Source organism: Pseudomonas wadenswilerensis, assembly GCF_900497695.1.
Lineage (GTDB): Bacteria > Pseudomonadota > Gammaproteobacteria > Pseudomonadales > Pseudomonadaceae > Aquipseudomonas > Aquipseudomonas wadenswilerensis.
Genome location: NZ_UIDD01000012.1, coordinates 177,302 through 203,406, shown reverse-complemented (window position 1 = coordinate 203,406; position 26,105 = coordinate 177,302). Strand labels below are relative to the sequence as shown.

Genomic DNA, 26,105 nt, shown 5'->3' with positions numbered 1-26,105 from the left:
GGCTGGGCATTCTAGAGCAAGCCTGAATGGGGTAAAGTCATTACCTATCTTTTCTGGAGATAGGTTGCATGGCCGAGCAGTGGAATCTGGAGCAGTTGCGCATGTTCGTGCGGGTCGCCGAGTTGCGCTCGTTCTCGGCGGTGGCGCGCGAGCAACGCAAGGCGCAATCGGCGGTGAGCAACGGCATTGCCCTGTTGGAGACCGACCTCGGTGTGACCCTGTTCGAGCGCAGCAGCGGCCGCCAGCCACGCCTGACCGAGGCTGGCGCGACCTTGCTGGAAGATGCCCGCGAACTGTTGCGCCAGTGCGAACGCCTGGACGGCCGGGCCCTGGCCCTGATGCGCGGGCAAGAGGCGCAGTTGCGTGTGGCCCAGGATGAGGCCATGCCCTATCAACCGGTGATCGACAGCCTCGATGAACTGGCCCGGCAGTTCCCCTTGCTCGAAGTGCAGATGGCCAGTGGCGCCCAGGGTGACGTGGCGCGCAAGCTGATCGAACGACGCGCCGATCTCGGGCTGTTGTTCCACCATGACCAGATGCCGGTGTCCCTGGAGCGCCGGGCGGTGGGGCGGATCGAGATGGTCACGGCGTGTGCAGTGGATCATCCACTGACTCGGCTGGAGCGGGTTACCCGCCAGGACCTGGCCCGCCACCGCCAGTTGCTGATCACCCCGCAGGAAAGCGGCTACCCCGGTGGCGAGCCGATCAGCCCGCAGATCTGGCGCGCCGACAGCTTCTACGCCATGGCCGAATTGCTCATGCGCGGCCTCGGCTGGGCCTGGCTGCCACGGCATGTGGTGCAGTACCCCACCTATCAGACGCAGATGGTCGAGCTGGCCAGCGAATGGACGCCGCCGGCGCTGGTGGTCGAACTGGTGTGGCGGCGTGACGAGCCTTTAGGCCCTGCCGCGCAGTGGTTGGCTGAACGCTTCGCAGTGCACTTGCGCGCAATTGGCTAGTACACTTCGGCGCCATGAACAGAACCCTCTATACCTTGCTGTTTCACCTGGGCCTGCCGCTGGTTGCGCTGCGCCTGTTCCTGCGTTCGCGCAAGGCGCCGGCCTATGGTCAGCGCATTGGTGAGCGATTTGCCCTGAACCTGCCGGCCATGGCCAAAGGCGGCATCTGGGTGCACGCGGTGTCGGTGGGCGAGAGCATTGCCGCCGCGCCGATGATTCGCGCCTTGCTGCAGGCTTATCCTCAGCTGCCGGTCACCATCACCTGCATGACCCCGACCGGCTCCGAGCGGGTCCGGGCGATGTTTGCCGATGAGCCGCGGATTCAGCATTGCTACCTGCCATACGACTTGCCCTGGGCTGCCGGGCGCTTTCTCGATCACGTGCAGCCCACGCTTGCGGTGATCATGGAAACCGAGCTGTGGCCCAACCACATTCACCAGTGCGCCAAACGGGGCATTCCCGTGGCCCTGGCCAACGCGCGGTTGTCCGAGCGCTCGGCCCGGGGCTATGCGCGCTTTGCCGGGCTGACCCGGCCGATGCTGGCCGAGATGAGCCTGATCGCGGTGCAGACCGAAACCGAGGCGCAGCGTTTCCGCCAACTGGGTGCGCGCTCCGAATGGGTGCAGGTTACCGGTTCAATCAAGTTCGACCTGAGTATCGATGAGCAACTGTTGCCCCGCGCCCGTGCCTTGCGTGAGCAGTGGCAGGCCGGCCAGCGGCCCGTATGGATCGCGGCCAGTACCCATGAAGGCGAAGACGAGATCATCCTCGCCGCCCACCGGCAGTTGCGAGAGCACCATGCCGATGCCCTGCTGATTCTGGTGCCACGTCATCCGGAACGCTTCAACAGCGTGTTCGAGTTGTGCCGGGGGCAGTTCCCGACGGTTCGCCGCTCCAGTGGCGAACCGGTGGCTGCTGATGCCGCAGTGCTGCTCGGCGACACCATGGGCGAGCTGCTGTTTCTCTATGCCCTGGCCGATATCGCCTTCGTTGGTGGCAGCCTGGTGCCTAACGGTGGGCACAACCTGTTGGAGCCGGCGGCGTTGTCGTTGCCGGTGCTCAGTGGTCCGCACCTGTTCAACTTCCTCGAGATCGCGGCGATGCTGCGTGAGGCCGGTGCCTTGCAGGAAGTCGATGATGCCCAGGGGCTGGCGGCCGAGGTGCGGCGGCTGGTCGAGTTGCCGCGAGATGCGCAGCGCATGGGGGCGGCGGGGTTGGCGGTGATGAAGGCCAACCAGGGGGCGTTGCAGCGCTTGCTGGATGCGCTGGGGCGGTTGATCTAGGCAGGCTTCGCCTGCCATCGCCGGCAAGACCGGCTCCCACAGGTTTTTGTGGGAGCCGGTCTTGCCGGCGATTGCTTTTCAGGGCCGGGCTTCGAAATTGGCCTTGGCCGCTGCTGCCAGGTCGGGCGGCAGGAAGTCCTTGTCCGGGTTGTAGTCCGGCTTCAGGTAGCGGCTCAGGTCGGTCAGATCCTGCGGGCTGAGAGTGCCGGCAGCTTGCTTCAGGCGCAGGTTGTCGAGGATGTAGTCATAGCGGGTATTGTTGTAATCACGCACCGAGGTGTACAGCTGACGCTGGGCATCGAGCACGTCGACGATGTTGCGGGTACCCACCTGGTAGCCGATTTCCGTGGCTTCCAGCGCGCTCTGGTTGGAGATGATCGACTGCTTGCGCGCTTGCACCTGCTCCACGTCGGTGTTCACCGCGCGGTGCAGGTTGCGGGTGTTTTCCACCACCTGGCGGCGCAGGCTCTCGCGCTGCTGTTCGGTCTGGCTCAGGCGCTGGTAGGCCTCGCGCACCTGCGAGCTGGTCAGGCCGCCGCTGTAGATCGGGATGTTCAGTTGCAGGCCGATGCTGGTCTGCTCGACATCGCCGCTGTAATTCTGCCCGGTGAGGTTGGGGTTGGTGAAGTCCAGGCTGTCGTTGTCGCCTTTCTGGAAGCGCGCTACCGCGTCCACGGTCGGCGCGTGTCCGGCCTTGCGCTGGCGCAGGGTTTCTTCGGCGGCGCTCACCGCGTAGTTGGTGGCGAGCAGGTTGAGGTTCTGCTTGCCGGCGGTCTCGACCCAGGCCTTGGCGTCGTTCGGTGTCGGCAGTTGCACCGGCAAGGTGTGGACGATGCCCTGGACCGAGTTGTAGTCGCGGTTGGTCAGGGTGATCAGCGCCTCGAAGGCGTCGTCGACCTGGCGCTGGGCAACGATGCGGTTGGCCCGGGCGGTGTCGTAGCTGGCCTGGGATTGCAGCACGTCGGTCTTGTCCGAGAGGCCAACGTCAAAGCGCTCGTTGGACTGGTCGAGCTGGCGCTTGAACGCCGCTTCTTCGGCCTTGGTCGAGGCCAGGGTGTCCTGGGCACGCAGCACGGCGAAATAATTTTCGGCGCTTTGTAGAATCAGGTTCTGCTCGGTTGCCGACAGCTCCAGGGCTGCTTGCTCGTTGACCGCTTCGGCGGCCTGCAACTGGAACCAGCGGTCCGCGCGGAACACCGGCTGCGCCAGGGTCGCGGACCAGGAGTTGCCGCTGCGGTTGGCGGTGGCCGAGGGGCTGTCTATCTTGGTACGGCTGTTCATCATCTCGGCGCCGGCCGAGAGGTTCGGCAGCAGGCCGGCACGGGCCTGAGGCACCACTTCCTTCTGGGCGCCGTAGTTGGCGCGGGCGGCCGCCAGGTCGGCGTTATTGTTCACGGCTTCCTGGTAGACACTGACCAGGTCGGTCTTCGCCGACAGGGGCACATCCGCTGCCCAGGCCATTCCGTTGGTAGCACAAGACACGGCGAGGGCCAGTGAAAGTTTGCGCAGCATAGGGCAATCCTTGAACGGTGAGTATTTCTGAACCGGTGAGTGTAGTTGCGCCGGCATTTTGCAACAATCCGCTATTTGCGCCATTTATCGTGTCCGTGTCCAGATGCTTGGCTTTGCATGCCACTCCAGTCTAGACTGGCCCCGTTCTTGTCGGGGTGCCTTGCGTTGAGGCTGAGATCGGATAATCCGGATCCCGTTGAACCTGATCAGGTTAGCGCCTGCGTAGGGAACAAGATTTCTCGCTTTCCCGGCGAGTCTCTTGTGCCAGGTCCGGGAATGTCGAGTCAGCCAACACAGCTGCAGGCATCACCGCGCATTTGGCACAGCACCACTCATGGTGCGTCCGTGCCTTTCAGGTTCTCCCCGACATTCCACTGCTAGGAAGCCGTCTGGAGAGCCTGTGATGAGTAAACAAGAAAAATATACCAATCTGAGTGAATCGGCCCAGGTCGATCAACAGTCCGTACAGCCGTTCACCCGCTCGCGCAAAATCTATGTCGAAGGCTCGCGCCCGGACATCCGCGTGCCCATGCGTGAAATCAGCCTCGACGACACCCCCACCGATTTCGGCGGCGAAGCCAACGCCCCGGTGCTGGTCTATGACACCTCCGGCCCCTACACCGATCCCAACGTCATCATCGATGTGCGCAAGGGCCTGGGCGACGTACGCTCGGCCTGGATCGACGCCCGCGGCGACACCGAGCGCCTGGACGGGCTGTCGTCGAACTTCGGCCAGCAGCGCCTGGCCGATGCCGAGCTGACCAAGCTGCGTTTCGCCCACGTGCGCAACCCGCGCCGGGCCAAGGCCGGCGCCAACGTCAGCCAGATGCACTATGCGCGCAAGGGCATCATTACCGCCGAGATGGAATACGTTGCCATCCGCGAAAACATGAAGCTGCAGGAGGCCCGCGCCGCCGGTCTGCTCAAGCAGCAACATGCCGGGCACAGCTTCGGTGCCAGCATTCCGAAAGAAATCACCGCCGAATTCGTCCGTGACGAGATCGCCCGCGGCCGCGCGATCATCCCGGCCAACATCAACCACGTGGAGCTGGAGCCGATGATCATCGGCCGCAACTTCCTGGTGAAGATCAACGGCAACATCGGCAACAGCGCCCTGGGTTCGTCCATCGAAGAAGAAGTGGCCAAGCTGACCTGGGGCATCCGCTGGGGTTCGGACACGGTGATGGACCTGTCCACCGGCAAGCACATCCACGAAACCCGCGAGTGGATCATCCGCAACTCGCCGGTGCCGATCGGTACCGTGCCGATCTACCAGGCGCTGGAAAAGGTCAACGGTGTGGCCGAAGACCTGACCTGGGAGCTGTTCCGCGACACCCTGATCGAGCAGGCCGAGCAGGGCGTGGACTACTTCACCATCCACGCCGGCGTGCTGCTGCGCTATGTGCCGCTGACTGCCAAGCGCGTCACCGGCATCGTCAGTCGCGGTGGCTCGATCATGGCCAAGTGGTGCCTGGCGCACCACAAAGAGAACTTCCTTTACACCCACTTCGACGAAATCTGCGAAATCATGAAGGCCTACGACGTCAGCTTCTCGCTCGGCGACGGTCTGCGTCCGGGCTCGATTGCCGACGCCAACGACGAAGCGCAGTTCGGCGAGCTGGAAACCCTCGGCGAGCTGACCAAGATTGCCTGGAAGCATGACGTCCAGTGCATGATCGAAGGCCCGGGCCACGTGCCGATGCAACTGATCAAGGAGAACATGGACAAGCAGCTCGAATGCTGCGACGAAGCGCCGTTCTACACCCTTGGCCCGCTGACCACCGACATTGCCCCGGGTTACGACCACATCACCTCGGGGATCGGTGCGGCGATGATCGGCTGGTTCGGCTGCGCCATGCTCTGCTACGTCACGCCAAAGGAGCACCTGGGCCTGCCGAACAAGGATGACGTCAAGACCGGCATCATCACCTACAAGATCGCCGCGCACGCTGCGGACCTGGCCAAAGGTCATCCGGGCGCGCAAATCCGCGACAACGCGCTGTCCAAGGCGCGCTTCGAGTTCCGCTGGGAAGACCAGTTCAACCTCGGCCTGGACCCGGACACCGCGCGCAGCTTCCACGACGAGACGCTGCCCAAGGACTCGGCCAAGGTCGCACACTTCTGCTCCATGTGCGGGCCGAAGTTCTGCTCGATGAAAATCACCCAGGAAGTGCGTGAATACGCCGCCAACCAGCGCATCGAAGCGGTGGACGTGGCGGTCGAGGATGGCATGCGCGAGCAGGCCGAACGGTTCCGCCAGGAAGGCAGCCAGTTGTACAAAAAGGTCTGATCGGGCTGTTCAGGCGGTGTGCTGGCGCGCACCGCATCGCCGGCAAGGCCGGCTCCCACAAGGGCCCTGCAGTCAGGCTTTTGTGGGAGCTGGCCTTGCCAGCGATAGGGCCCCGAAGAACAACAAATTACCTCCTGTCGAGACCACTCTCGTGAGCACACCCAGCCAGTTTTCCCCCGATCATCCGGTCACCGCCGCGCAACGCGTGCTCAGCGGCCGCGACCTCTGTTCCTTGTGGTTTTCCCTCGGCATTGGCCTGATGGTGCTGCAGACCGGCGCCTTGCTCGGCCCCGGCCTGGGCCTGGCCAATGCGGTGCTGGCGATCATCATCGGCACCAGCGTCGGCGTGCTGCTGCTCGCTGCCGTCGCGGTCATCGGCAGCGACACCGGCCTGTCGTCCATGGCCGCCCTGCGTCGCAGCCTGGGCCGCAATGGCGCGCGCCTGCCGGCCATGCTCAACCTGCTGCAACTGATCGGCTGGGGTTCGTTCGAAATCATCGTCATGCGTGATGCCGCCAGCTTGCTCAGCGAGCGCGCCTTCGGCGCAGGCAGTGCGCTGACCAATCCTTTGCTGTGGACCTTGTGCTTCGGCGCTTTGGCCACCTTGCTGGCGGTCAGCGGGCCGTTGACCTTCGTGCGCAAGATCCTGCGCAAGTGGGGCATCTGGCTGCTGATCGGTGCTTGCCTGTGGCTGACCTGGAACCTGGTTGCCAAGGCCGATCTGGCCGCGCTGTGGGCGCGTGCCGGTGATGGCTCGATGCCGCTGGCTATCGGCATTGATATCGCGATCGCCATGCCACTGTCGTGGCTGCCGCTGATTGCCGATTACTCACGCTTCAGCCAGCGTGCCAGCCGGGTATTTGCCGGCACGGCGCTGGGCTACTTCGTTGGCAACGTGTGGATGATGAGTCTGGGCGTGGCCTACACCCTGGCGTTTGCTCCGGCCGGCGAGGTCAATACCCTGCTGCTGGCGCTGGCCGGCGCGGGCCTGGGCATTCCGCTGCTGCTGATCCTGCTCGACGAGTCGGAAAAGGCCTTCGCCGACATTCACTCGGCGGCCGTCTCCAGCGGATTGCTGGTGCGCCTGAAGGTCGAGCACCTGGCCCTGGCCATCGGCGTGTTGTGCACCCTGATCGCCAGTTTCGCGCCGCTGGCGCAGTACCAGAACTTTCTCTTGCTGATCGGCTCGGTGTTCGCGCCACTGTTCGGGGTGGTGCTGGTCGATCACTTCATCGTCCGTCGCCGCCGCAGCGATGCCAGCCCGATCCACAGCCTGCACTGGCCGGCATTGTTGGCCTGGGCGATTGGTGTAGCGGCTTACCATCTGCTGGCGCACTACGCCCCGAACGTCGGCTCGACCCTGCCGGCCTTGCTGCTGGCAGGGTTGGTGTACTGGACGGCAGCGCCGGCGGTCAGCCGCGACCGGGAAACAACTCCGGCTTGATTACGCCGTTCAGGCGCGGGTAGGGGATTTTCAGCTCGATGTGGCCCATGGAGTACGGGGCGATGGCATAGACCTCGTACTTCAGCACCACCGCACCGTAGGTCAGGGCGATGTGCGGGGTCTGGCGGAACGGCCAGGTCTTGACGAATTCGGCGTCCTTGTCCATGCCGGTGCTGATCAGCCAGCCTTTGTGGGCTTCTTCGGCGGTTTTCCAGAAGGTCGCTTCCTGGCCCGGTACCAGCATGTCCTGCAGGGTCAGAACCTTGTCCTGCTGGCGCGAATAGTTGATGAAGCCGCGCCCGGGCATGCCGTGGGCGCCGCCGGTATCGAGATAGCTGGACAGTTCGATGATCACCAGTCCGTCATGCTGCTCGCGTACCTTGGCTTGCAGGTAGCTGCTGTTGCGGCTTTCGGCGCTGGCCATGAACTGTTCTTCATAGGCTTTGAGCGAGCTGGGCAGGGCGCTGCGCTCGTTGTCCTGGGTCAGTTGCAGCAGGCGTTTCTCGACGATCCCGTCCAGCTTGGGGTTGGCCGGGAAGTGGATGGTGTCGATGTTGACCAGCGGGCAATCGGCATTGCTGCAACCGGGCTTGATGTGCTCCCAACGGTCGCGCTTGACCTCCAGCGGCGTGCGCATATTAGGCTGGAACAGGCTCTGACAAGCGCCCAGGGCCAGGGCCAGCACGGCCACGGAAGTCAGTTTCACAAGCGTCATGATGATCCTTGTAAGGCAAAGGTGATCGGACTTGGACCGTCGGCAAGGCCTTCAGTTCGCCACTAAGCTGAATAGACCAGCGGGGTGTCTATCCTCGCAGCCTGGACGGTATCTTTAAAGAGGTGAAACACGGCGGTGCGCAGGTTAGGATGGCGCGATGCGGTAAATGAGGTAATGAGGATTCCCATGTCAGACACGTTCAACAACGCAACGCCCGGCAAGGTCGAGATCATCGATCAGGTCAATTGCTACAAGGGCTTTTACCGGCTCGACAAGGTGCGTCTGCGCCACGAGCTGTTTGCCGGAGGCATGGGCCGCGAGATCAGCCGCGAGCTGTTCGTGCGTCACGATGCTGTGTGCGTGCTGCCTTACGATGCCCAACGCGATGAAGTGGTACTGATCGAGCAGTTCCGGGTCGGCGCCATGGGCAAGGTCGAAAACCCCTGGTTGATCGAACTGGTCGCCGGTCTGATCGACAAGGACGAGCAACCGGAAGAAGTTGCGCACCGCGAAGCCGAGGAGGAAGCTGGGCTTGTGTTCAGTACGCTGTGGCCGATGACCCGATATTTTCCGTCACCGGGTGGCAGCGACGAGTTTGTGCATCTTTATCTGGGCCGTTGCAGCAGCGTTGGGGCCGGAGGCCTGCACGGGCTGGAGGAAGAGGGCGAGGATATTCGCGTCAAGGTCTGGGCGTTCGAGGATGCGCTGCAGGCCGTGCGCGACGGCAAAATTGCCAACGCGGCAACCATCATTGCCTTGCAATGGCTGGCCTTGAACCGCGCTGAAGTAAGGGGGCTATGGTCGTGAATCTGCTGCGCGAGCGCTACCGGGTCGATCTGGTCGGGTTGCAGGCTGCCTGCGAGGCCAACTATGCGCGCTTGATGCGCCTGTTGCCCGACATGCGCAGCACCCAGAGCTCGCGCCGGATCGGCATGACCCAAGGCGACCAGATGCTCGGCGTCCTGGTTCTCGATGTAGTGCTCGCCTGCCCCTACACCACTACCCTGCGCGTGCGCCAGGAGCACAGCTTGCCCTGGCTGCCGGTGCCGCAGCTGGAGGTGCAGGTCTACCACGACGCGCGCATGGCCGAGGTGGTCAGCGCCGAGCACGCCCGGCGTTTTCGCAGCATCTATCCGTACCCCAATGCCGCCATGCACCAGCCGGACGAAAAAGCCCAGCTCAATCTGTTCCTCGGTGAGTGGCTGAGCCATTGCCTGGCCTGTGGCCATGAGCTGGCCGTCGTTCGCTGAAATGTGATGGCGGTCGTTTTCGAGTATTTGCGCAAAGCCCGCCAGCCGCCATAATCGCGCTGAATCCGTTCAAGGAGTCGGCCCTTGCCGCAACCATCGATCCCACTTCGCGACGCGCCGGTGTACCTGGTGCAACTGACCGACAGTCATCTGTTTGCCGACCCGCAAGGCACGCTGCTGGGCATGAACACCCGCGACAGCCTGCAGCGCGTGATTGAACGGGTGCGCGACGAGCAACCGCGGATCGACCTGGTGCTGGCCACCGGTGACCTGTCCCAGGATGGCTCGGTGGAGTCCTACACCTGTTTTCGTGACCTGACCGCCAGCCTCCAGGCCCCGGCGCGCTGGCTTGCCGGCAACCATGACGAACCGTTGCCGATGGAGCAGGCGACGCAGGGCACCGCGCTGCTCGATCCCGTGGTGGATATGGGCAACTGGCGAATTCTGATGCTCAACTCGGCAGTGTCGGGTTCGGTGCCGGGGTTGCTCGATGACGGGCAGCTCCGCTTGCTTGAGCAGGCCTTGAGCGAAGCGCCCGAACGCCATCACCTGATCTGCTTCCATCACCAGCCGGTGCCTATCGAATGCGCCTGGATGGCGCCGATCGGCTTGCGCAACGCTGATGCGCTGTTTGCCGTACTCAAAGGTTATCCACAGGTGCGCGCCTTGCTCTGGGGGCATATCCACCAGGAATGGGACCAGGTTCGCGACGGCGTGCGGCTATTGGCCTCACCGTCGACCTGCATCCAGTTCGAGCCGCGCAGTGAAGACTTCAAGGTTGGCGAGCAGGCCCCCGGCTACCGCTGGCTGCGCCTGCAGCCGGATGGCTCGATCGACACCGGCGTGTCGCGGGTGACTGGCTTCGAATTCACTGTCGATTACGAAGGCGACGGCTACTAGAGTGTTGCCAAATCGCTGAAACTGCTCCATCTGCTGTCGAACAGGCTAAAATGCGCGCTTTCCTGCCTGGCGTTCCAGGCACTCAAGGCGCATCGGGGGCGGCATGTCGGGTTCGATTCTCTATATTCACGGGTTCAACAGCGCGCCGTCGTCGAAGAAGGCCTGCCAGCTGGTAGCGGTCATGGAGCAGTTGGGGCTGGGCGAGCGTCTGCGGGTTCCGGCTCTGCATCATCACCCGCGCCAGGCCATCGCCCAGCTGCAAGCTGCCATTGCCGAGCTCGAATCGCCATTACTGGTCGGCAGCTCGCTCGGCGGCTACTATGCCACCCATCTGGCCGAGCGCCACGGGCTCAAGGCCCTGCTGATCAATCCGGCGGTCAACCCGCACCGGCTGTTCGACGGCTACCTGGGACCCCAGCAGAACCTCTACACCGGCGAAACCTGGGAACTGACCCTGGACCACGTGCAGGCCCTGGCCGAACTGGAAGTGCCAGCGCCGATCGATGCTGGGCGCTTTCAGGTGTGGCTGCAAACCGCCGATGAAACCCTGGACTACCGCCAGGCCGAGCAGTTCTACCGTGCCTGCGCGCTGCGCATCCAGGCCGGTGGCGACCATAGCTTCCAGGGTTTTGCCGAACGCTTGCCGACCCTGCTGAGCTTTGCCGGTATTGCCCCGCAGCAGTATCAAACGCTCGATTTTTCTGTATTTTGATAACCTATTTTCACCCACGACTGACGACGAGAACCCATGGCCATTCCCAGCGCTAGTGCCTATAACGCAGACGCCATCGAAGTCCTCTCCGGCCTTGACCCGGTGCGCAAGCGCCCGGGCATGTACACCGATACCAGCCGGCCGAACCACCTGGCCCAGGAAGTGATCGACAACAGTGTCGACGAAGCCCTGGCCGGGCACGCCAAGTCGGTGCAGGTGATCCTCCACGCCGACCATTCCCTGGAAGTGTCCGACGATGGTCGCGGCATGCCGGTGGACATCCACCCTGAAGAAGGCGTCTCCGGGGTCGAGCTGATCCTCACCAAACTGCACGCCGGCGGCAAGTTCTCCAACAAGAACTACCAGTTCTCCGGCGGTCTGCACGGGGTCGGTATTTCGGTGGTCAACGCCTTGTCCAGCCAGGTGCGGGTCAAGGTCAAGCGCGACGGCAACGAGTACCAGATGACCTTCGCCGATGGCTACAAGGCCACCGAACTGGAAGTGGTCGGTAGCGTTGGCAAGCGCAACACCGGCACCAGCGTGTATTTCGCCCCCGACCCGAAGTATTTCGATTCGCCGAAGTTCTCCATCAGCCGCCTCAAGCATGTGCTCAAGGCCAAGGCCGTATTGTGCCCGGGGCTGCTGGTCAGCTTCGAAGACAAAGGCACCGGCGAGAAGGTCGAGTGGCACTACGAAGACGGCCTGCGTTCCTATCTGGTCGATTCGGTCAGCGACTACCTGCGCCTGCCCGACGAGCCGTTCTGCGGCAGCCTGGCCGGCAACAAGGAAGCCGCCGACTGGGCCCTGCTGTGGCTGCCCGAAGGCGGCGACAGCGTCCAGGAAAGCTACGTCAACCTGATTCCCACGGCCCAGGGCGGTACCCACGTCAACGGCCTGCGCCAGGGCCTGCTCGATGCCATGCGCGAGTTCTGCGAGTTCCGCAACCTGCTGCCGCGCGGCGTCAAGCTGGCGCCGGAAGACGTCTGGGAGCGCATCAGCTTCGTGCTCTCGATGAAGATGCAGGAGCCGCAGTTCTCCGGGCAGACCAAAGAGCGCCTGTCCTCCCGCGAGGCCGCCGCGTTCGTTTCCGGCGTGGTCAAGGATGCCTTCAGCCTGTGGCTCAACGCCCACCCCGAGCTGGGTATGCAACTGGCGGAACTGGCGATCAACAACGCCGGCCGGCGTCTGAAAGCGAGCAAGAAGGTCGAGCGCAAGCGCGTCACCCAGGGCCCGGCACTGCCTGGCAAGCTGGCTGACTGTGCCGGGCAGGACCCGATGCGCGCCGAGCTGTTCCTGGTCGAGGGTGACTCGGCAGGTGGTTCGGCCAAGCAGGCGCGTGACAAAGAGTTCCAGGCCATCCTGCCGCTGCGCGGCAAGATCCTCAACACTTGGGAAGTCGATGGCGGCGAAGTGCTTGCCAGCCAGGAAGTGCACAACATTGCCGTGGCCATTGGTGTCGATCCCGGCGCTGCCGACATGAGCCAGCTGCGTTACGGCAAGATTTGCATCCTCGCCGACGCCGACTCCGACGGCCTGCACATCGCCACCTTGCTTTGCGCGCTGTTCGTCCAGCACTTCCGCCCGCTGGTCGAGGCTGGCCATGTGTATGTAGCCATGCCGCCGCTGTACCGCATCGACCTGGGCAAGGAAATCTACTACGCCCTCGACGAAGCCGAACGCGACGGCATCCTCGACCGCCTGGTGGCCGAGAAGAAACGCGGCAAGCCGCAGGTCACTCGATTCAAGGGCCTGGGTGAGATGAACCCGCCGCAGCTGCGCGAGACCACCATGGACCCGAACACCCGGCGCCTGGTCCAGCTGACCCTGGACGATCTGGACGGCACCCGCGAGATAATGGACATGCTGCTGGCCAAAAAGCGCGCCGGCGATCGCAAGAGCTGGCTGGAATCCAAAGGTAACCTGGCCGAGGTCCTGGCTTGATACGTCTGGCCCTGACTGCAGCACTGGCGCTGTTGACGCTTCCCGCACTGGCAGCGCCGTGGCCTGAACTCAAGCTGGTCGCCGAGCACCCGGTCGAAGGCATGCGCGGCGGCAACCTGTCCGGCTTGAGCGAATGCCGTGGCGGCCTGTGGGCGGTTTCTGACCGTGACGACGAGCTGCTCTACCGCCTGGATACCTCGGCCTCCGTGTGGCAAGCGCAAGCGCTGCACATGGAGGTACCACCGGTACCGGAAAGCGGCTTGCCGTGGGGCTTGCGTTCGCGTACCTGGGCCGCCTCGCAGGTGCGCGGCGGCGAGCTGGATTTTGAAGGCCTGAGCTGCGATGCCGCCGGCAATCACTACCTGGTCAGCGAAGCCCATGCGGCAGTGCTGCAGGTCCCGGTGGAGGGCGCGCCCAACTGGCTGAAGATCGACTCGAGCATGGTCCGCCAGGCGCGGGCCAGCGGCATGTTGTTGCATTTCAACGCGCTGTTCGAAGGCCTGGCGGTGAGCCCGGCCGGTGACCGTATCTGGCTGGCGGCCGAGCGCGAGCGCCGTGGCCTGCTGTTGATCAATCGCCAGCAAACCACCTGGAACTGTGGCAACGGCTGCGTGCTGCTCAGCGAAGCCGGGGTCGAGATGCAACCGCCGCAGATGGCCAAGCCGCGCCCGGTCGCGCGGGACTTTGCCGACCTGGCGCTGTTCAACGACAAGCTTTTTACCCTGGAACGCAATGCCTACCGGATCTGCCGGCGGGACGCGCAGACTGCCAAGGTCGAACGCTGCTGGTCATTTGCCGCCGATGCCCTGGCCGAACCTCGGCGTTACTCACAACCCTTTGGCTTGGCCGAAGCGCTGGTGATCGATGACAAGGGCGCCTGGATCGGCCTGGACAACAACGGTGCGACCCGCCAGGACGGCGAATCGCGACCGATCGTCTGGCGCTTTGCCGCGCCGGCCGGTGGCTGGAGTGCCAAATCGTGAGCCAGCCGCCGGGCAAGCGTGCAGGCCGGATACTGCTGATCCTCGCCTGGGCGGCCGGTCTGTTCCTGGCCACGCGCTTTTTCGGCGAGTGGGAACAGCGTCAGGCCAACCCCAATGCCGTGGTCACCTCGCAACATGGCGAGGGTTACATCGAAGTGCAGCTGGCCGGTAATGGCCAGGGACATTTCGTCGCCGATGGCCGGATAAACGGTCAGACGGTACATTTTCTGCTCGATACCGGGGCGACCGACGTGGCGATTCCCGAAGCCCTGGCCGGCAAGCTTGGCCTGGAGCGCGGTGCGCCGGTGATGCTGAGTACCGCCAATGGCCGCACCCAGGGCTACCGCACGCGGCTGGATCAGCTGCAACTGGGCGATATCCTCCTGCGCAATGTGCGCGCGCTGGTGGTGCCGGGGCTGGATGGCGAACAGGTATTACTGGGCATGAGTGCCCTGAAACAACTCGAATTTACCCAGCGTGGCGGCACCTTGCTGCTGCGCCAGAACCTGAAATGATGAGGCCCGCATGAGCGACTCCCTTGATCTCAGCCTCGATGGCGTAGAGCGCCGGTCACTGGCTGACTTCACCGAACAGGCCTACCTCAACTACTCCATGTACGTGATCATGGACCGGGCCTTGCCGCATATCGGCGACGGCCTGAAGCCGGTGCAACGGCGCATCGTCTACGCCATGAGCGAACTGGGCCTGGACGCCGACTCCAAGCACAAGAAGTCGGCGCGTACCGTCGGTGACGTGCTCGGCAAGTTCCACCCCCATGGCGATTCGGCTTGCTACGAAGCCATGGTGCTGATGGCGCAGCCGTTCAGCTACCGCTACACCCTGGTCGATGGCCAGGGCAACTGGGGTGCGCCGGACGATCCGAAGTCCTTCGCTGCCATGCGTTACACCGAGGCACGCCTGTCGCGTTACTCAGAAGTGCTGCTCAGCGAACTGGGCCAGGGCACGGCAGACTGGGTGCCGAACTTCGACGGTACCCTCGACGAGCCTGCGGTGCTTCCGGCGCGTCTGCCGAACATCCTGCTCAACGGTACCACCGGTATCGCCGTGGGCATGGCCACCGACGTGCCGCCGCACAACCTGCGCGAAGTCGCCTCGGCCTGCGTGCGTCTGCTCGATGAGCCCAAGGCCACGGTCGAGCAGCTTTGCGAGCATATCCAGGGCCCGGACTACCCGACCGAAGCCGAGATCATCACCCCGCGCGCCGAGCTGTTGAAAATCTACGAAAGCGGCCGTGGTTCGGTGCGCATGCGCGCGGTGTATCGCATCGAGGACGGCGATATCGTCGTCACCGCGCTGCCGCACCAGGTCTCCGGGGCCAAGGTGCTGGAGCAGATCGCCGCACAGATGCAGGCCAAGAAGCTGCCGATGGTCGCCGACCTGCGCGACGAGTCGGACCACGAGAACCCGTGCCGAATCGTCATCATCGCCCGTTCCAACCGGGTCGACCTCGACGAGCTGATGCAGCACCTGTTCGCGACTACCGACCTTGAGTCCAGCTACCGGGTAAACGTCAACATCATCGGTCTGGACGGCCGCCCGCAGTTGAAGAACCTGCGGGCGCTGCTGGTCGAGTGGCTGGAATTCCGCGTGCAGACGGTGCGCCGCCGACTGAAATTCCGCCTGGACAAGGTCGAACGCCGCCTGCACCTGCTCGAAGGCCTGTTGGTAGCCTTCCTCAACCTGGATGAAGTGATCCACATCATCCGTACCGAGGACCAGCCAAAAGCCGCGCTGATCGCCCGTTTTGACCTGACCGAAACCCAGGCCGAGTACATCCTCGAGACGCGTCTGCGCCAGTTGGCGCGCCTGGAAGAGATGAAGATCCGCAACGAGCAGGACGAGCTGGCCAAGGAACAAGCCAAGTTGACCGCCCTGCTCGGCAGCGAAACCAAGCTGCGCAAGCTGGTACGAGCCGAGCTGATCAAGGATGCCGAAACCTATGGCGACGACCGCCGTTCGCCAATCGTCGAGCGTGCCGAAGCCAAGGCCCTGTCGGAAAACGAGCTGATGCCGACCGAGCCGGTCACCGTGGTGCTGTCGGAGAAGGGCTGGGTGCGTTGCGCCAAGGGTCATGATATCGACGCCACGGGGTTGTCGTACAAGGCGGGCGATGGCTTCAAGGCCGCCGCCGCCGGGCGCTCGAATCAGTTTGCCGTGCTTATCGACTCCACTGGCCGCAGCTACTCGCTGGCCGCCCATACCTTGCCATCGGCTCGTGGCCAGGGCGAGCCGCTGACCGGCCGCCTGACGCCGCCGCCGGGCGCGAGCTTCGATTGCGTGCTGTTGCCTGAAGATGACGCCCTGTATGTGATCGCCTCCGACGCCGGCTACGGCTTCGTGGTCAAGGGCGAAGACCTGCAGGCCAAGAACAAGGCCGGTAAAGCCTTGCTCAGCCTGCCGAACGGCGCCAAGGTCATTGCGCCGCGGCCCGTGGCCGACCGTGAGCATAACTGGCTGGCAGCGGTGACCACCGAAGGTCGGCTGCTGATCTTCAAGATCAGCGACCTGCCGCAGCTGGGTAAAGGCAAGGGCAACAAGATCATCGGTATCCCGGGTGACCGGGTCGCCTCGCGTGAAGAATTTGTTACCGATCTGGCGGTCATTCCTGACGGTGCGACGCTTGTATTGCAGGCCGGCAAGCGTACCCTGTCTCTCAAGGCCGACGATCTCGAACATTACAAGGGTGAGCGCGGGCGCCGTGGCAACAAGCTGCCCCGTGGCTTCCAGCGGGTTGACGCGCTGTTGGTCGAAATACCCGGATAAGCCGGGTTAGACAGCCTGAACGGGTATTTTCGTGCCCGTTCGCGGTTGAAACACTGGAGTCGAGCCGCTATTTCGCGGATGATAGGCTCCTTGCGGTACCAGCGTGGCTGTGTATCCAAACGAATCTATATGAGTATCACTGCGGTTTGCCTTGTGGCGACCGCCTGGATGGGATGATGAAATTTCTGCGCCTTCCGTTGGTTCTGCTGTGTGGCGTGCTCGGATTGGCCGGTTGCAGCATGCACCAGCCGGTATCCCTGTATCAGCTCGACAGCGGTGAGCCTGGCCAACCCAAGCAAAGCGCTGGCATGGCGGTGGTGCTCGGCCCTGTGTCGATCGCCGATTACCTGCAACGCGAGACCCTGCTGCAGCGTCAGGCCGATGGTAGCCTGACCGCAGCCACCGATGGCCGTTGGGCCGGTAGCCTGTCGGCAGACATCGACCAGTTGCTGGTCCGTCAGCTGGCCTGGCGCCTGGACAGCCAGCGCGTGGTCCTGGCCCCGGCCAGCACCGGCTTTACCCCGGATGTACAGGTTCTGCTGTCGATTACCCGCCTGGACTCCGGTACCAACCAGCCAGCGATCCTCGACGCCCAGTGGCGCCTGCTGGACCGCCGTGGCCAGGTCCGTGACAACCGCATCGTGCACCTGGAGCAACAGCACCAGGGTAGCGAGTCTGCCCAGGTTCAAGCCCAGGGCCAGTTGCTGCAAAAGCTCGCCGAGCAGTTGAGCATTGCCTTGAAGCCGCTGGCCAATCAGCCTGCAGTGGTTGAAGAACAACCGAAGAAGGCCGCGCCGGTTCAGGTGCGTAAAGAGCCGGAGAAATCGAAGATTCCTTTGGCTACGCCGATTCGTACTGATCTGGAAGTGTTCCGCTTCTGAGTCGAGTGGTTACAAAAAGCCCGCAGTGATGCGGGCTTTTTTGTGGGCGCTCATCCTACCTGTGGGAGCTGGCTTGCCAGCGATCGGCCGTGAAGCGGTCGTAAGTCAGCCAGAACGGGTCTGTCCTCATCGCTGGCAAGCCAGCTCCTACAGGGCAATAAAAAAGCCCGCATCACTGCGGGCTTTTTGTGTAGCAGGGGCTCAGCTCTTGACCCGGCGCTCATGCATCCGCGCCAATTGCCGCTCCAGCATCGACGGATACGGCTCCATCAAGCGCTCGACACAGCAGGCGCCTTCGGGGCTGGCGATCGGGCGAATGCGCGCGCGCTGGCGCACCAGGGCATCGTCGCTGATCTTGCGCTCGACCAGCAGCAGGTTGCGGCTGTGCTGCGACAGGGCCAGGGCGTCCTGGGCCTTTTCAGTCAGCAGCAGGTCGATCTGGCTCAGGCCGTGCAGGTCTTCACCCAGGGCCAGGCCCAGTTGCAGCTGCAGGGTGATGCCGCTGTCAGCCACTTCGATCTGCAGGGCATGACCCAGGGCACGCAGCAGCTCGCCACAGCAGATGGCATTGGTGAGGTAGTCCTCGCCGCTGTCCTGGCTGTGGAACAACAGCAGGGTGCTGCCGTCGTTGAGGGTGTGCACTTCGCTTTCATACAGCGAGGCAGCCTGGTCGAGGCAGTCGCGGTAGCGTTCCAGCAGCTCGGTCAAGCGCGTGCGTGGCAGACGCCGTAGTTGCTCCTGGGAGCCCAGTTGCACCGCCAGCACGGCGCTGGCCTGTGGCTCGCGGTTGATCGGGGCAGCCGGGGCAGGGGCGGCGCTGTGGTCTTCGTCGAGCAGGTCGGCGAAGGCATCATCGCTGTCGTCATCCGCCGCAGGTTTTACCGGTTTGGCGGCCTTGCTCACGGCAGGTTGTTCGTCGAAGCTCGGGTCACGCAAGTTGCGCACTTCGAACTCCGGTTCATCCTCGTCGAAGGATTCTTCGGCTTCTTCTTCCGGCTCGACTTCCCGTGGCGGCGGGGCCAGGCGCGTGTGCAGCTGGCGCGCCAGGTCACCGATTTCATCCTGGCGCTCGATCGCCGGGGTGAACTCGTTGATGTCGCGCAGCCAGACCCGCAGCTGCAACAGCGGCGTGGAGATATAGCGACCCAGGCGCAGGCTCATGGCCAATGCCAGGGCCAGCAGGATACCGGCGAGGATGCCCATGCTCTGCAGGCTGATGGTCAGCGGCTGCTGGAACTGGCTCATGTCCAGGCTGATGCGCAGTTGCCCGGCAGTTACATCCTGGAAGGTGATCTTGGTCTGGTACAGGCCTTCGGCCTCGCCCAGCAGGCCGTTTTTCGGGCGCTGGCCGGCTTCGGCGAGGATCCGGTTGTCGACGCTGTAGATCGCCGCGTGGGCCACCAGCGGATTCTTCACCAGGTTGCCGAGCAGCACGTTGAGGCTGAGGATGTCGTTGGACACCAGCAGCTCGGTGGCCGAGGTAGCAGTCTGGGTGGTCAGGCTCTGCCCAAGGGCATCGGCTTGCTCATGCATGGCCTCCTTGAACTGCAGGCCCATCACGCAGGCGTAGATCACCAGCGCCAGTGCCACCAGGAACACGTTATGGCAGGCGATACGCAGCGCCAGCGGTATTCGGCGTTGGCGCAGGGCGTGGAAGATCAGCAGGAAGAAGTTGTCGGTCTTAACGGGCGTGGGCCGGTTCACAGAGCGCGGCTCTTTATGTCGGAGAAGTTGCTGCGCAGTATAGCGAGCGCTCAGGGGCGGGCAAAGTATCGACTGCGCCCGATGGTCAGCGAAAATCGGTAGAATGCGCTTTTTTTCAATGAGTCGGAGCCCGTCTTGCGCGAAATCGTTCTGATTAACATCACCGGTGAAGACCGCCCGGGTCTTACCGCGGCCATCACCGGCGTCCTGGCCCAGGGTGGTGTGAACATCCTCGACATCGGTCAGGCGGTGATTCACGACACCCTGTCCTTTGGCATCCTGGTCGAAATCCCGGATACCGAGAAGGCCTCATCGGTGCTCAAGAACATCCTGTTTGCGGGCTACGAACTCGACCAGCAGGTACGTTTTACCCCGGTTTCCGAAGCCGACTACCAGAATTGGGTCGAAGGTCAGGGCAAGGCCCGACATATCGTCACCCTGCTGACCCGCAAGGTCACTGCCGAACAATTGCAGCGCGTCAGCTCGATCACGGCCAAGTACGGCCTGAATATCGACCATATCGATCGCCTGTCGGGTCGTGTGGCACTGGATACGCCGGCTGAGCAGAGCAAGGGCTGCATCGAGTTCTCGGTACGTGGCGAGCCGGCTGATCCGCAAGCCCTGCGCGCCGAGTTCCTCAGCGTCGCCCAGGAACTGAACGTCGACATCGCCTTCCAGCAGGATTCGCTGTTCCGTCGCAACCGCCGCCTGGCGGTGTTCGACATGGACTCGACGTTGATCGAAGCCGAAGTCATTGACGAGCTGGCCAAGGCCGCCGGTGTAGGCGAGCAGGTTTCCGAAATCACCGAGCGGGCCATGCGCGGCGAGCTGGATTTCCGTGCCAGCTTCAAGGAGCGCCTGGCGCTGCTCAAGGGTCTGGACGTTGGCGTACTGGACGAGATCGGTGCTTCGCTGCGCCTGACCGAAGGCGCCGAGACGCTGTTCGCCGAGCTCAAGCGCCTGGGCTACAAGACGGCCATCCTCTCCGGCGGCTTCACCTATTTTGCCAAGCAACTGCAAGCCAAGCTGGGCATCGATTATGTGTTCGCCAACGAGCTGGAAGTGGTCGATGGCAAGTTAACGGGTGTGGCGGTCGAGCCGATCGTCGATGCCCAGCGCAAGGCCGACCTGCTTGGCGAGCTGGCGCGCAAGGAAGGCCTGCAGATGGAGCAGACCATTGCCGTCGGTGACGGCGCCAACGACCTGCCGATGCTGGCGATTGCCGGCCTGGGCGTGGCTTTCCGGGCCAAGCCGCTGGTCAAGCAGTCGGCCAAGCAGGCGATCTCGACCCTGGGCCTGGATGGTGTGCTGTACCTGTTGGGTTTCCGGGATCGCGACGGTCGCGTCTGACGGACCAGGCGTCACCGATTTGGTTTTACCGGCCTCATCGCGGGGCAAGCCCGCTCCCACAGGTATGAAAAAGCCCGCATTGATGCGGGCTTTTTCATTTTCAGGCTTGTGCCGGCAGTGCCAGGCGCTGGCCCATGCTCACCGCCGAGCCGGCGCCAAGTTCTTCGGCCCACTTCACTTGCTCTGGCCCGAACAGCACGACAGCAGTCGAACCCAGCTTGAAACGGCCCAGTTCGGCGCCTTTTTCCAGATGGATCGGCGCACGGCTGGCTTCGTCGTAGCGCACGGTTTTCAGTTCACGCTTGGGTGGCGTGACCAGCCCAGCCCAGACGGTTTCGATCGAGGCGACGATCATCGCGCCCACCAGCACCACGGCCATCGGCCCGCGTTCGGTATCGAACAGGCAGACGACTCGCTCGTTGCGGGCGAACAGTTCCGGAACGTTTTCGGCAGTGGTCTGGTTGACCGAGAACAGCCGGCCCGGCACGTAGATCATCTCGCGCAGGGTGCCGGCCAGCGGCATGTGCACGCGGTGGTAGTCCTTGGGCGACAGGTAGATGGTAGCGAACTCGCCACCCATGAACGGCGCGGCATTGGCAGGGTCGCCGCCCAGCAGTTCCAGGGCGCTGAAGCTATGGCCCTTGGCCTGGAAGATGCGGCCGTGCTCGATCGGGCCGAGCTGGCTGACGGCACCGTCGGCCGGGCAGAGGATCGCCCCCGGGGTTTCGTCCAGCGGACGCGCACCCGGCTTGAGGGCGCGGGTGAAGAAGGCGTTGAAGTGCTCGTAGGCAGTGACGTCTTCGACCAGGGCCTGGGACATGTCCACCTGGTAGCGCTTGGCGAACCAGCTGGTGAAGGCGTTCTTGAACCAGCGCACGCGGCATTCGGCGATGCAGCCGGCCAGGCGCGAGAGCAGGTGGTGAGGCAGCAGGTACTGGCTGATGATGAACAAGCGGGATTTCATTAGGTTTCCTTAAACTTCGACAGGGGTGTCGGGGTGGTTGCCCCATTCGCCCCAGGATCCGGCATAGGCTTTGACCCGAGGGTAGCCCAGATGCTTGGCCACCAGGTAGGTAAAGCCGGAACGGTGATGAGTCTGGCAGTGGGTGACCACTTCCTTGTCTTTGCTGATGCCGAGCTGTTCGAGGATCTCGGGCATGTCCTTGCGGATGCGCAGGGCATCGTTCATGTCCATGCCGGCGGTCCACTCGAAATTGACTGCGCCGGGAATGTGCCCGCCCTTGGCAGCCAGGACTTTCTCGCCCCGGTACTCAGCCGGGCTGCGCGCGTCCCAGATCGCCAGGTCGGCGGCGCCGAGGCGGCTTTGCAGGTATTCGCGGGTGGCCGTTGGCTCTTCGTGCAGGGTCAGGTTGAGCGTGCCGCTGGCATTGGCCGGTACTTCAGTGCTGAGGGTGCTCGCCGGCCACGCCTGAGCGCCACCGTTGAGGTAGTGGTAACGGCAATGACCGATGACATCCAGCAACCAGATGAAGCGCCCGGCCCAGCCGCCGCCTTCGTCGTCATAGACCACGTAGACCGCATTGGCGTTATGGCCGAGCTCGGCAAACAGTTTTTCCAGGTCGGCCTTGGCCGGCAACAGGCCCGGCGCTGGAGGCTGGCCCAGTTGCGTGCGCTTCGGGTCGACGAAGCGTGCACCGGGAATATGCCCGCTGGCGTAGCGGTTAACGCTGGTCAGGTCGACCAGGATCAGCTCTGGCGCATCCAGCCGGGCTTGCAGGTCAGCCGGCTCGATTACCAGGGGCAAGCCAGAAAAGTCAGTCATCCAGAGTCTCCAGAGCGGAACAGAGGGGGCGATTGTAGCGCATGGCTCAGGCGCTGCGGTTGCTGAAGGCGGTCAGGGCCCGCTCGATACATTGCGCAGTTTTGCCGAAGGCTTGCACGCTGACGTCCGCCAATGGCTTGCCGCCCTGGTCGGCGACCAGCAGCATCACCCCCCGGCCATTGCTCGACAATGAGCGCAGCAACAGGTGCTCGCTGCGAAACAGTGCGCGCAGGCTGGTCGGCAGCAGGGCCGAGAACTGGGCGTGGTTTTCCGGGGTCAGGCGCAGTTGCGCCGATTTGCTCAACAAGCGTTGCAGCAATTTGCTCTGGTCGATGGGCAGCACCAGGCTGGCGGCATCTGCCGGCACGCCGGCAATCTGATGGACCCGCAACTGGCTCTGGGTCTTGTCGGTCATCAGTAGCATCACCCGCTGCATGCCGCAGGCGATCAGGGCGTCGCGGGCAAGGGTGGTCAGGTGGATGGCATTGCTGAACGGGCTGGGCTCGGCCAGCAACTCGCCGCAGAGCTTGCGCCAGATACCCAGGGCTTGAGCCGAAGGGGGCGCAGGGGCGATCTGACCTTGGTGCAGGCGTTGCTGATGCCAAGGCCAGAGCAGGGATTCGGCCGGGTGGAACAGGCCTGGGCAGGCGTGATGACGGGCGCTGATCGCGGCTTGTTGGTGCACCAGTTGCTGCACGTCGTCCAGCGGAGTTTGCAGGTAAAGGCTGGTGAGCAATTGCCAGCGCTGCACGTGCGGATTGGTCCAGCCCACCTGCGCGGCCAGGGCCAGGCCGTTGGCCAGTAGCACGGTATTGGCCGGCTGATTGAACCAGCGGCGCAAGCTCGGCTGATCGTCGAGGTGCTGTTGCTGGTGCAGACTGTCCTGGTCACGGGCGATGAGGATCGCCTGGGCCAGTAACCGGCGCTCTTCCTGGAGCAAATGGTAACCGCGTGTTACCCAGTCCGGCAGGCGCCAGTGTTCCGCCAGGGCCTTGCACAGGCTCATGACCCGGACGCCGAACAGCTCTATTTCCACCCTGGGTGCCGATTCGCCCCTATGCACCACGCGCAGCTCCCACTCATCAAGGAGCTTGGGATGAGTCAGCGCCAGCGGCCACAGCGGCGAGAGGAACAACAGGCTGCCCCAGTGAATCTCTTGCCACAGGCGCGCCAGGCGGCTGGCGAACAGGCCGTTGGCTTGCTGGCTAGCATGCTGGCTGACAACCTGCAACTGACGCAGGGTTGGCGCAATCTCGCCCTCGGGCATGGCCGGCAGGCGTTCCAGCAACTCCGCCGTGCGCGCCAGGCCCAGGCGGTTGAGCGCGACCTCCAGGCTCTCGGCTGCCTCGCCGGTGCTGGTATTGCTGTGGTGGTTGGCCTCACGCATGACACTGAGCACCAGTGCCGGGCTGTCCTGCATCAGTTCGGCGATGTCGCGCAACGAGCGGCGGCTATCGCCGATGGCGATTTTTACCCGCTCGTAACTGGCCAGCGGAACTGGCAAGCGTACGCTGTCGAGGAGCTTGACCCAGGCATCGAGTGTTTTTGGTGTTTGACTTGGCACGATGGTTTCAATAGGCATGCTGGAGGTAGGCCGAACTGGCTTTTCGCCTTGACTGACTATAGTCTGGCGCAGTTCTGCCGATAAGTAGAAGAAGAGTTTTTTTAACTTCCGCTCACGACCCTGACCACGACAGTAAGTGCTTTCTATCTATGGCTAAAATTATCGGCATCATCGTCGTATTCGCGAGTGTGCTCGGCGGATATGTACTTTCCCACGGCAAGATTGCGGCCCTGATCCAGCCTTTCGAAGTGCTGATTATCGGTGGCGCTGCATTCGGTGCGTTCCTCCAGGCCAACCCTGGCTACATGACCATGCATGTAGTCAAGAAGTCGCTGAAGATGTTCGGCACGCGTTTTACCCACACCTTCTATATCGAGGTGTTGGGCCTGGTCTACGAGATTCTCAACAAATCCCGTCGCGAAGGCATGATGGCGATCGAAGCCGATATCGAAGACGCCGCTGCCAGCCCGATTTTCGCCAAGTATCCGGCGGTACTGGGTGATGAACGCATGACCGCGTTCATCTGTGACTACCTGCGCATCATGTCCACCGGCAACATGGCCCCGCACGAGCTTGAGGGCCTGTTCGACATGGAACTGCTGAGCATGAAGGAAGAACTCGAGCACCCGTCCCATGCCGTCAACGGCATCGCCGACGGCATGCCGGGTTTCGGTATCGTTGCCGCGGTACTGGGGATCGTGGTGACCATGGCCTCGCTGGGCGACGGCGACCAGAAGTCCATCGGCCTGCACGTCGGTGCAGCGCTGGTCGGTACCTTCTTCGGTATTCTCGCCGCGTACGGTTTCTTCGGCCCGCTGGCCACGTCCTTGCGCCATGACGCCAAGGAAGAGCTGAACGTCTATGAGGCGATCAAGGCCTCGCTGGTGGCTTCGGCCTCGGGCATGCCGCCATCGCTGGCCGTGGAATTCGGGCGCAAGGTGCTTTTCCCTGCCCACCGCCCGAGCTTCGCCGAGCTGGAACAAGCAGTTCGCGGTCGCTAAGCCATGGAAAATAATCAGCCCATTATCGTCAAGCGCATCAAGCGCTTTGGCGACGGCCACCACGGTGGCGCCTGGAAGATTGCCTTCGCCGACTTTGCCACGGCGATGATGGCGTTCTTCCTGGTGCTGTGGCTGCTGTCGACGGCCACGCCCGAGCAGAAGATTGCCATTGCCGGCTATTTCAAGGACCCGATCGGTTTCTCCGAAAGCGGTACACCCTACATCATCGATCTGGGCGGTTCGCCCCAACTCGCCCCGGAAAAGACCATTAACCCGGAAGTGAAGTCCGAGCCAACCCCTGACACCAGCCTGCAGCTGGACCAGGACAAGGTCGAGAGCATGGCCGAGCAGGTCGAGCGCGAGCGCCTGGAATTGCTGCTGCAGGAGCTGCAGAACAAGGTCGAAGAGAACCCGCAACTGCAGAAGTTCAAGGACCAGATTCTCTTCGAGATCACCCAGGACGGGCTGCGCATCCAGATCATGGACGCCGAGAACCGGCCGATGTTCGACCTTGGCAGCGCGCGCTTGCAGCCGTACTTCGAGGACATCCTGCTGGCGATGGCCGATACCATCAAGGCGGTGCCGAACAAGATCAGCATCAGTGGCCATACCGATGCCAAGCCGTACGCCGGTACTGGTGACTTCGGCAACTGGGAGCTGTCGGCCAACCGCGCCAACGCGGCCCGTCGCGCGCTGGTCGCCGGTGGCTACCCGGATACCCAGGTGGCGCGGGTGGTGGGCTATGCCTCGTCGTCGTTGTTCGACCGGCAGAACCCGCTCAATCCGGTCAACCGCCGTATCGACATCATCGTCCTGACCAAGAAGGCCCAGCGCACCATCGAAGGCGAGCAGAACCAGCCTGCCGCCCCCGATGCCGCACAGCCAGGCACCGCGACGCCGGCACCGGGTGCAACGCAAGAGCAGGCCCCGGCGGCCGAGCCCGAGCCGATGCAGCCACGGGAGTTGCGTCAGAAGCTGAACATCTTCGAAGACGGCGTGTTGAAGATGGACGAAAACAAGCAGTAAGCCTGCTTGCGTGAAAACGCCCG

At 63.4% G+C, this 26,105-nt stretch carries 22 protein-coding genes and 1 riboswitch; of the genes, 16 read left to right on the top strand and 6 right to left on the bottom strand.

Annotated elements, in window-relative coordinates:
* Positions 1–68 precede the first annotated feature (68 nt).
* Entirely contained in the window at positions 69–959 is an 891-nt protein-coding gene (locus CCOS864_RS25705) for a LysR family transcriptional regulator (RefSeq protein WP_115089153.1), read from the top strand.
* Between the two features lie 14 nt (positions 960–973).
* Positions 974–2,242 (top strand): lipid IV(A) 3-deoxy-D-manno-octulosonic acid transferase, encoded by a 1,269-nt coding sequence (waaA, locus tag CCOS864_RS25700; protein ID WP_115089151.1) that lies wholly within the window; start codon positions 974–976, stop codon positions 2,240–2,242.
* 78 nt (positions 2,243–2,320) lie between these two features.
* Here waaA and CCOS864_RS25695 read toward each other — a convergent pair whose 3' ends face one another.
* Positions 2,321–3,754: a TolC family outer membrane protein gene (locus tag CCOS864_RS25695; protein ID WP_115089149.1), complete on the bottom strand. Its 1,434-nt coding sequence runs from the start codon at positions 3,752–3,754 to the stop codon at positions 2,321–2,323.
* Positions 3,755–3,895: 141 nt separating this feature from the next.
* Positions 3,896–4,000, top strand: a riboswitch (TPP riboswitch).
* 157 nt (positions 4,001–4,157) lie between these two features.
* Here CCOS864_RS25695 and thiC point away from each other — a divergent pair.
* Positions 4,158–6,044 (top strand): phosphomethylpyrimidine synthase ThiC, encoded by a 1,887-nt coding sequence (gene thiC / locus CCOS864_RS25690; RefSeq protein WP_115089147.1) that lies wholly within the window; start codon positions 4,158–4,160, stop codon positions 6,042–6,044.
* Positions 6,045–6,195: 151 nt separating this feature from the next.
* Entirely contained in the window at positions 6,196–7,488 is a 1,293-nt protein-coding gene (gene cytX, locus CCOS864_RS25685) for a putative hydroxymethylpyrimidine transporter CytX (protein ID WP_115089145.1), read from the top strand.
* Here the strand turns inward: cytX and CCOS864_RS25680 are convergent.
* Positions 7,457–8,203: an RsiV family protein gene (locus tag CCOS864_RS25680; protein ID WP_115089143.1), complete on the bottom strand. Its 747-nt coding sequence runs from the start codon at positions 8,201–8,203 to the stop codon at positions 7,457–7,459. The two genes, cytX and CCOS864_RS25680, sit on opposite strands and share 32 nt — an antisense overlap.
* Positions 8,204–8,389: 186 nt before the next feature.
* On the opposite strand from CCOS864_RS25680, the gene CCOS864_RS25675 reads away from it, so the two are divergent.
* The 9 genes from CCOS864_RS25675 (at position 8,390) to CCOS864_RS25635 (ending at position 17,654) form a co-directional block, all read left to right on the top strand.
* Positions 8,390–9,010, top strand: a complete 621-nt coding sequence (locus CCOS864_RS25675) for an NUDIX domain-containing protein (RefSeq protein WP_115089142.1) — start codon at positions 8,390–8,392, stop codon at positions 9,008–9,010.
* Positions 9,001–9,453, top strand: coding sequence for a DUF1249 domain-containing protein (locus tag CCOS864_RS25670; RefSeq protein WP_045193762.1), 453 nt, complete (start codon positions 9,001–9,003; stop codon positions 9,451–9,453). Before CCOS864_RS25675 ends, CCOS864_RS25670 begins: the two co-directional genes overlap by 10 nt.
* A gap of 84 nt (positions 9,454–9,537) precedes the next feature.
* On the top strand, positions 9,538–10,353 hold the full coding sequence (gene cpdA, locus CCOS864_RS25665) for a 3',5'-cyclic-AMP phosphodiesterase (protein ID WP_115089140.1): 816 nt from the start codon (positions 9,538–9,540) through the stop codon (positions 10,351–10,353).
* 103 nt (positions 10,354–10,456) lie between these two features.
* Positions 10,457–11,065 (top strand): YqiA/YcfP family alpha/beta fold hydrolase, encoded by a 609-nt coding sequence (locus CCOS864_RS25660; RefSeq protein ID WP_115089138.1) that lies wholly within the window; start codon positions 10,457–10,459, stop codon positions 11,063–11,065.
* Between the two features lie 36 nt (positions 11,066–11,101).
* Complete coding sequence (parE, locus tag CCOS864_RS25655) at positions 11,102–13,006, top strand: DNA topoisomerase IV subunit B (protein ID WP_115089136.1); 1,905 nt, start codon at positions 11,102–11,104, stop codon at positions 13,004–13,006.
* Complete coding sequence (locus CCOS864_RS25650) at positions 13,003–13,989, top strand: esterase-like activity of phytase family protein (RefSeq protein ID WP_115089134.1); 987 nt, start codon at positions 13,003–13,005, stop codon at positions 13,987–13,989. The genes parE and CCOS864_RS25650 overlap by 4 nt, the downstream gene beginning before the upstream one ends.
* Positions 13,986–14,504 (top strand): retropepsin-like aspartic protease family protein, encoded by a 519-nt coding sequence (locus CCOS864_RS25645; RefSeq protein ID WP_038997467.1) that lies wholly within the window; start codon positions 13,986–13,988, stop codon positions 14,502–14,504. Before CCOS864_RS25650 ends, CCOS864_RS25645 begins: the two co-directional genes overlap by 4 nt.
* Before the next feature lie 10 nt (positions 14,505–14,514).
* Positions 14,515–16,773, top strand: coding sequence for a DNA topoisomerase IV subunit A (gene parC / locus CCOS864_RS25640; protein WP_115089132.1), 2,259 nt, complete (start codon positions 14,515–14,517; stop codon positions 16,771–16,773).
* 176 nt (positions 16,774–16,949) lie between these two features.
* On the top strand, positions 16,950–17,654 hold the full coding sequence (locus CCOS864_RS25635; protein WP_115089130.1) for a PqiC family protein: 705 nt from the start codon (positions 16,950–16,952) through the stop codon (positions 17,652–17,654).
* Between the two features lie 201 nt (positions 17,655–17,855).
* On the opposite strand, the gene CCOS864_RS25630 is transcribed toward CCOS864_RS25635, so the two are convergent.
* Complete coding sequence (locus CCOS864_RS25630; protein WP_115089128.1) at positions 17,856–19,358, bottom strand: HAMP domain-containing protein; 1,503 nt, start codon at positions 19,356–19,358, stop codon at positions 17,856–17,858.
* Between the two features lie 135 nt (positions 19,359–19,493).
* On the opposite strand from CCOS864_RS25630, the gene serB reads away from it, so the two are divergent.
* Positions 19,494–20,708 carry a phosphoserine phosphatase SerB gene (gene serB / locus CCOS864_RS25625; protein WP_115089124.1) on the top strand — a complete coding sequence of 405 codons (1,215 nt, stop codon included), beginning with the start codon at positions 19,494–19,496 and terminating at the stop codon, positions 20,706–20,708.
* Between the two features lie 100 nt (positions 20,709–20,808).
* Here the strand turns inward: serB and asd are convergent, their stop codons facing one another.
* The 3 genes from asd to CCOS864_RS25610 are packed head-to-tail and all read right to left on the bottom strand — an operon-like array spanning position 20,809 to position 24,073.
* Complete coding sequence (gene asd / locus CCOS864_RS25620) at positions 20,809–21,672, bottom strand: archaetidylserine decarboxylase (protein WP_115089122.1); 864 nt, start codon at positions 21,670–21,672, stop codon at positions 20,809–20,811.
* A gap of 9 nt (positions 21,673–21,681) precedes the next feature.
* Positions 21,682–22,491, bottom strand: a complete 810-nt coding sequence (locus tag CCOS864_RS25615) for a rhodanese-like domain-containing protein (protein WP_115089120.1) — start codon at positions 22,489–22,491, stop codon at positions 21,682–21,684.
* Positions 22,492–22,537: 46 nt separating this feature from the next.
* Positions 22,538–24,073, bottom strand: coding sequence for an HDOD domain-containing protein (locus CCOS864_RS25610; RefSeq protein ID WP_115089118.1), 1,536 nt, complete (start codon positions 24,071–24,073; stop codon positions 22,538–22,540).
* A 131-nt stretch (positions 24,074–24,204) separates the two neighbouring features.
* Here CCOS864_RS25610 and motA point away from each other — a divergent pair, with 131 nt between their 5' ends.
* Positions 24,205–25,056 (top strand): flagellar motor stator protein MotA, encoded by an 852-nt coding sequence (gene motA, locus CCOS864_RS25605; protein WP_115089116.1) that lies wholly within the window; start codon positions 24,205–24,207, stop codon positions 25,054–25,056.
* Positions 25,057–25,059: 3 nt separating this feature from the next.
* The gene (gene motB, locus CCOS864_RS25600) at positions 25,060–26,082 is read left to right on the top strand and encodes a flagellar motor protein MotB (RefSeq protein WP_115089114.1); all 1,023 of its coding nucleotides are present in this window, start codon (positions 25,060–25,062) and stop codon (positions 26,080–26,082) included.
* Positions 26,083–26,105 lie beyond the last annotated feature (23 nt).

Excerpts from the sequence above, each read along its gene's own strand:
- waaA (WP_115089151.1), top strand. The coding sequence starts at position 974 with ATGAACAGAACCCTCTATACCTTGCTGTTTCACCTGGGCCTGCCGCTG.
- asd (WP_115089122.1), bottom strand. The coding sequence starts at position 21,672 with ATGAAATCCCGCTTGTTCATCATCAGCCAGTACCTGCTGCCTCACCAC.
- motB (WP_115089114.1), top strand. The coding sequence starts at position 25,060 with ATGGAAAATAATCAGCCCATTATCGTCAAGCGCATCAAGCGCTTTGGC.
- CCOS864_RS25610 (WP_115089118.1), bottom strand. The coding sequence starts at position 24,073 with ATGCCTATTGAAACCATCGTGCCAAGTCAAACACCAAAAACACTCGAT.
- CCOS864_RS25635 (WP_115089130.1), top strand. The coding sequence starts at position 16,950 with ATGAAATTTCTGCGCCTTCCGTTGGTTCTGCTGTGTGGCGTGCTCGGA.
- CCOS864_RS25695 (WP_115089149.1), bottom strand. The coding sequence starts at position 3,754 with ATGCTGCGCAAACTTTCACTGGCCCTCGCCGTGTCTTGTGCTACCAAC.
- CCOS864_RS25670 (WP_045193762.1), top strand. The coding sequence starts at position 9,001 with ATGGTCGTGAATCTGCTGCGCGAGCGCTACCGGGTCGATCTGGTCGGG.
- parC (WP_115089132.1), top strand. The coding sequence starts at position 14,515 with ATGAGCGACTCCCTTGATCTCAGCCTCGATGGCGTAGAGCGCCGGTCA.
- thiC (WP_115089147.1), top strand. The coding sequence starts at position 4,158 with ATGAGTAAACAAGAAAAATATACCAATCTGAGTGAATCGGCCCAGGTC.
- CCOS864_RS25660 (WP_115089138.1), top strand. The coding sequence starts at position 10,457 with ATGTCGGGTTCGATTCTCTATATTCACGGGTTCAACAGCGCGCCGTCG.
- CCOS864_RS25680 (WP_115089143.1), bottom strand. The coding sequence starts at position 8,203 with ATGACGCTTGTGAAACTGACTTCCGTGGCCGTGCTGGCCCTGGCCCTG.
- motA (WP_115089116.1), top strand. The coding sequence starts at position 24,205 with ATGGCTAAAATTATCGGCATCATCGTCGTATTCGCGAGTGTGCTCGGC.
- CCOS864_RS25615 (WP_115089120.1), bottom strand. The coding sequence starts at position 22,491 with ATGACTGACTTTTCTGGCTTGCCCCTGGTAATCGAGCCGGCTGACCTG.
- CCOS864_RS25705 (WP_115089153.1), top strand. The coding sequence starts at position 69 with ATGGCCGAGCAGTGGAATCTGGAGCAGTTGCGCATGTTCGTGCGGGTC.
- CCOS864_RS25675 (WP_115089142.1), top strand. The coding sequence starts at position 8,390 with ATGTCAGACACGTTCAACAACGCAACGCCCGGCAAGGTCGAGATCATC.
- parE (WP_115089136.1), top strand. The coding sequence starts at position 11,102 with ATGGCCATTCCCAGCGCTAGTGCCTATAACGCAGACGCCATCGAAGTC.